Source organism: Mesorhizobium sp. M7A.T.Ca.US.000.02.2.1 (assembly GCF_003996995.1).
GTDB lineage: Bacteria > Pseudomonadota > Alphaproteobacteria > Rhizobiales > Rhizobiaceae > Mesorhizobium.
Map to the genome: position 1 here is coordinate 1 of NZ_RZTT01000557.1, position 3,195 is coordinate 3,195.

4 protein-coding genes are annotated in these 3,195 nt (G+C 61.9%); 1 reads left to right on the forward strand and 3 read right to left on the reverse strand.

The annotated features are described in order from the left end of the window. Positions 1–751 (reverse strand): aminotransferase class I/II-fold pyridoxal phosphate-dependent enzyme (locus EOD15_RS31465; RefSeq protein ID WP_127409170.1); only part of this gene is annotated, 751 nt, incomplete at its 3' end. Between the two features lie 125 nt (positions 752–876). Here EOD15_RS31465 and EOD15_RS31470 point away from each other — a divergent pair. After that, positions 877–1,335, forward strand: coding sequence for an Lrp/AsnC family transcriptional regulator (locus EOD15_RS31470; RefSeq protein ID WP_127322679.1), 459 nt, complete (start codon positions 877–879; stop codon positions 1,333–1,335). A 51-nt stretch (positions 1,336–1,386) separates the two neighbouring features. Here EOD15_RS31470 and EOD15_RS31475 read toward each other — a convergent pair whose 3' ends face one another. Further along, positions 1,387–2,358: an ABC transporter substrate-binding protein gene (locus tag EOD15_RS31475; RefSeq protein ID WP_013894623.1), complete on the reverse strand. Its 972-nt coding sequence runs from the start codon at positions 2,356–2,358 to the stop codon at positions 1,387–1,389. Positions 2,359–2,398: 40 nt separating this feature from the next. Further along, a partial coding sequence (locus tag EOD15_RS31480) for an ABC transporter permease (protein WP_148129730.1) occupies positions 2,399–3,195 on the reverse strand: 797 nt, incomplete at its 5' end.

The following is a 3,195-nucleotide window of genomic DNA, read 5'->3' on the forward strand; positions in this document are numbered from 1 at the left end:
CGATGAGATCGGAATGGCCGCCGACATATTTGGTCAGCGAATAGACGGACACGTCGGCGCCATGTTCGATGGGCCGCTGGAAAACCGGGCCGAGCAGCGTGTTGTCGCACACGACGATCGGCGTCGACCCTTGGCTAGCGCCGATCTCGTCGGCGATCTTCCGCATCAGCGCGATATCGACCAGGCTGTTGGTCGGGTTTGACGGCGTTTCGATCAGGATGACCGACACGCGGCCCTTCGCGACGGCGGCGTCGGAGGCCGTGCGCACCGCCGTCTCGTCGACGCCATCCGCGAAACCGACCGCGCCGATACCGAAGCCGGAGAGCGTGCGCGTCAACAGCGTCTCGGTGCCGCCGTAAAGCGGCTGCGAATGAAGGATGACGTCGCCCGGCCTGATATAGGCGAGCAGCGTGGTGGCGATCGCCGACATGCCGGATGAAAACAGGATGCAGGCATCCGCCCCCTCATAGATCGCCAGCCGGTCCTCGACGATCTCGCTGTTGGGATGGTTGAAGCGCGAATAGACCAGGCCCGACGCCGTGCCGCTCGGCGGCTCCTTGCGGCCGGAGGTGTAGTCGAAGAAGTCGCGTCCTTCTTCCGCCGACTTGAACACGAAGGTCGAGGTCAGGAACACCGGCGGCTTGACCGCACCCTCCGAAAGTTGCGGATCGAAGCCATAGCTCAGCATCAGCGTCTCCGGGTGGAGCTTGTGGTTGCCGATATGGGTTTTCGACGGGCGTGGCGCGGTCATGATCTTTCCTGCCTGTTCGAGTGAAATAGTGAACGGCAATTTATGCGATCCCGTTCCGCCGGTCCTTGCTATTTTTGGGCTCGCATGGCTGCATTCCCGCAACAAATTGCCCGGAGAGACCGAAAGTGCAGCAGAAGATAGCCGACGATTTCGACCTGAAAATCCTGCGCGAACTGCAGGCCGACGCCCGCATCACCAACAATGAGCTTGCCGAGCGGATCGGCCTGTCGCCGTCGCCCTGCCTGAGGCGGGTGCGGCGGTTGGAGGAGACCGGCGTCATTAGAGGCTACACCACGCTGGTCGATCCCTCAGCCTTCGGCTGGAACATGGTCGCCATCGCCACCATCCGGCTCAGCCGCCAGAACGAAGACGAGATCGTCATGTTCGAGGACGCGATTCGCGGCTGGGAAGAGGTGCTGGAATGTCACCTCGTCACCGGCTCGCGCGACTATGTGCTGAAAGTGGTGACGGGAAGCCTTGAGCAGTACGAGCGCTTCATCAAGGAAAAGATCGCGCGGCTGAAATGCGTCGCCTCGATCGAGACCAGCTTCGTCATGAACACCATAAAGGAACGGCGCCTCTAGCATTTCTGCCGGAGGCGCCGTGTTGAAATATCTAGACGTTACCGAATAGGCTTACTTGACCGCCTTGTCGGTGATGGCGGTGGTGTAGGCGCCAGTCGGCTCCTTGGTGATGATCTTCTGGTCGAGCAGCGCCTTGGCGGTGCGCTCGTAGGTCGCCGGATCGAGCTTGCCGTCGGCGTTGTCGATCAGCTTGGCGACTTCGCTCATCATGCGCTTCTGGTGGTTCTCGTCCTGGCCGCCGCCATCCATGACGATGCCTGCGGCTTCGTCATTGTTGTCGATGGCGTATTTCCAGCCCTTCATCGAGGCGCGCACGAAACGCACCATCTTGTCTTCGAAGGCCGGGTCCTTGAGCTTGTCTTCCGACGCATAGAGCCCGTCCTCAAGCAGGTCGTTGCCCATGGCCGAGTAGTTGAACACGGTCAGCTGTTCGGGCTTGTAGCCGGCGTCGATCAACTGCCAGTACTCATTGTAGGTCATGACCGAGATACAATCCGCCTGCTTCTGGATCAGCGGCTGCACGTCGAAGCTCTGCTTCAAGACGGTGACGCCGTCCGGGCCGCCGTCGGTCTTGAGGCCGAGCTTGTTCATCCAGGCGTAGAACGGATACTCATTGCCGAAGAACCAGACGCCGAGCGTGTGACCCTTGAAATCGGCTTCGGTCTTGATCGGGCCGTCCTTCGGGCAGACCAGCTCCATGCCTGCCTTCTTGAATGGCTGGGCGATGTTGACCAGCGGCACGCCCTTTTCGCGGGCGGCCAGCGCACCGCCCATCCAGTCGACGATGACATCGGCGCCGCCGCCGGCGATCACCTGCTCGGGCGCGATATCGGGACCGCCCGGCTTGATGTCGACGTCGAGACCTTCGGCCTCATAGAAACCCTTGGCCTTGGCGACATAGTAGCCGGCAAACTGAGCCTGCGTGACCCATTTCAGCTGCAACGTCACCTTGTCGGCGGCCATTGCCTGGAACGCGGCGAGCGACATCGCGCCAGCCAGAACGGGAATAATCAGTCTTTTCATTTTTTTACCCTCTGAAGTTAGTGCCCTAAACCCACCGCCCCTATCCACCACGGACAGAGGGATGCCAAAACGTGACGGCTCTTTCGACAAGAGCGACCACGCCATAAAAGACCGAACCCGCAAGTGCTGCAACTGCGATTTCGGCCCAGACCATGTCGATGTTCATCCGCCCGACCTCGGTCGAGATGCGGAAGCCCATGCCGACGACAGGCGTGCCGAAGAACTCGGCAACGATGGCGCCGATCAGCGCCAGCGTCGAGTTGATCTTCAGCGCGTTGAAGATGAAGGGAGCTGCTGCCGGCAGCCGAAGCTTCAAGAGCGTCGGCCAGTAGCCCGACGCGTAGGTGCGCATCAGGTCGCGCTCCATGTGGCCGGAGGCGGCCAGGCCGGCGACCGTGTTCACCAGCATCGGGAAGAAGGTCATGATGATGACAACAGCCGCCTTGGACTGCCAGTCGAAGCCGAACCACATCACCATGATCGGGGCGACGCCGATGATCGGCAGCGCCGAGACCATGTTGCCGATCGGCAAGAGGCCGCGCCGCAGGAACGGCACACGGTCGGCGAGGATCGCGGTGATGAAGCCGGCGCCGCTGCCCACGACATAGCCGAAGATCACCGCCTTGAAGATGGTCTGCCGGACATCCGCGCCGAGCACCGGCAGCGAACCGGCGATGCGCGCGCCGATTGCGCTTGGCGGCGGCAACAGGATGAAGGGAATGCCGGCGCCACGCGTCACCGCTTCCCAGATGATCAGTATCCAGGCGCCGAAGATGGCCGGGATGATCAGGCGCAGCGCGGTGCGAGCCCAGCTTGCCATCGGGCGAAGGCCAGACA

Bases quoted from the DNA above. Each gene is read 5' to 3' on its own strand.
- EOD15_RS31475 (WP_013894623.1), bottom strand. From the start codon at position 2,358: ATGAAAAGACTGATTATTCCCGTTCTGGCTGGCGCGATGTCGCTCGCC.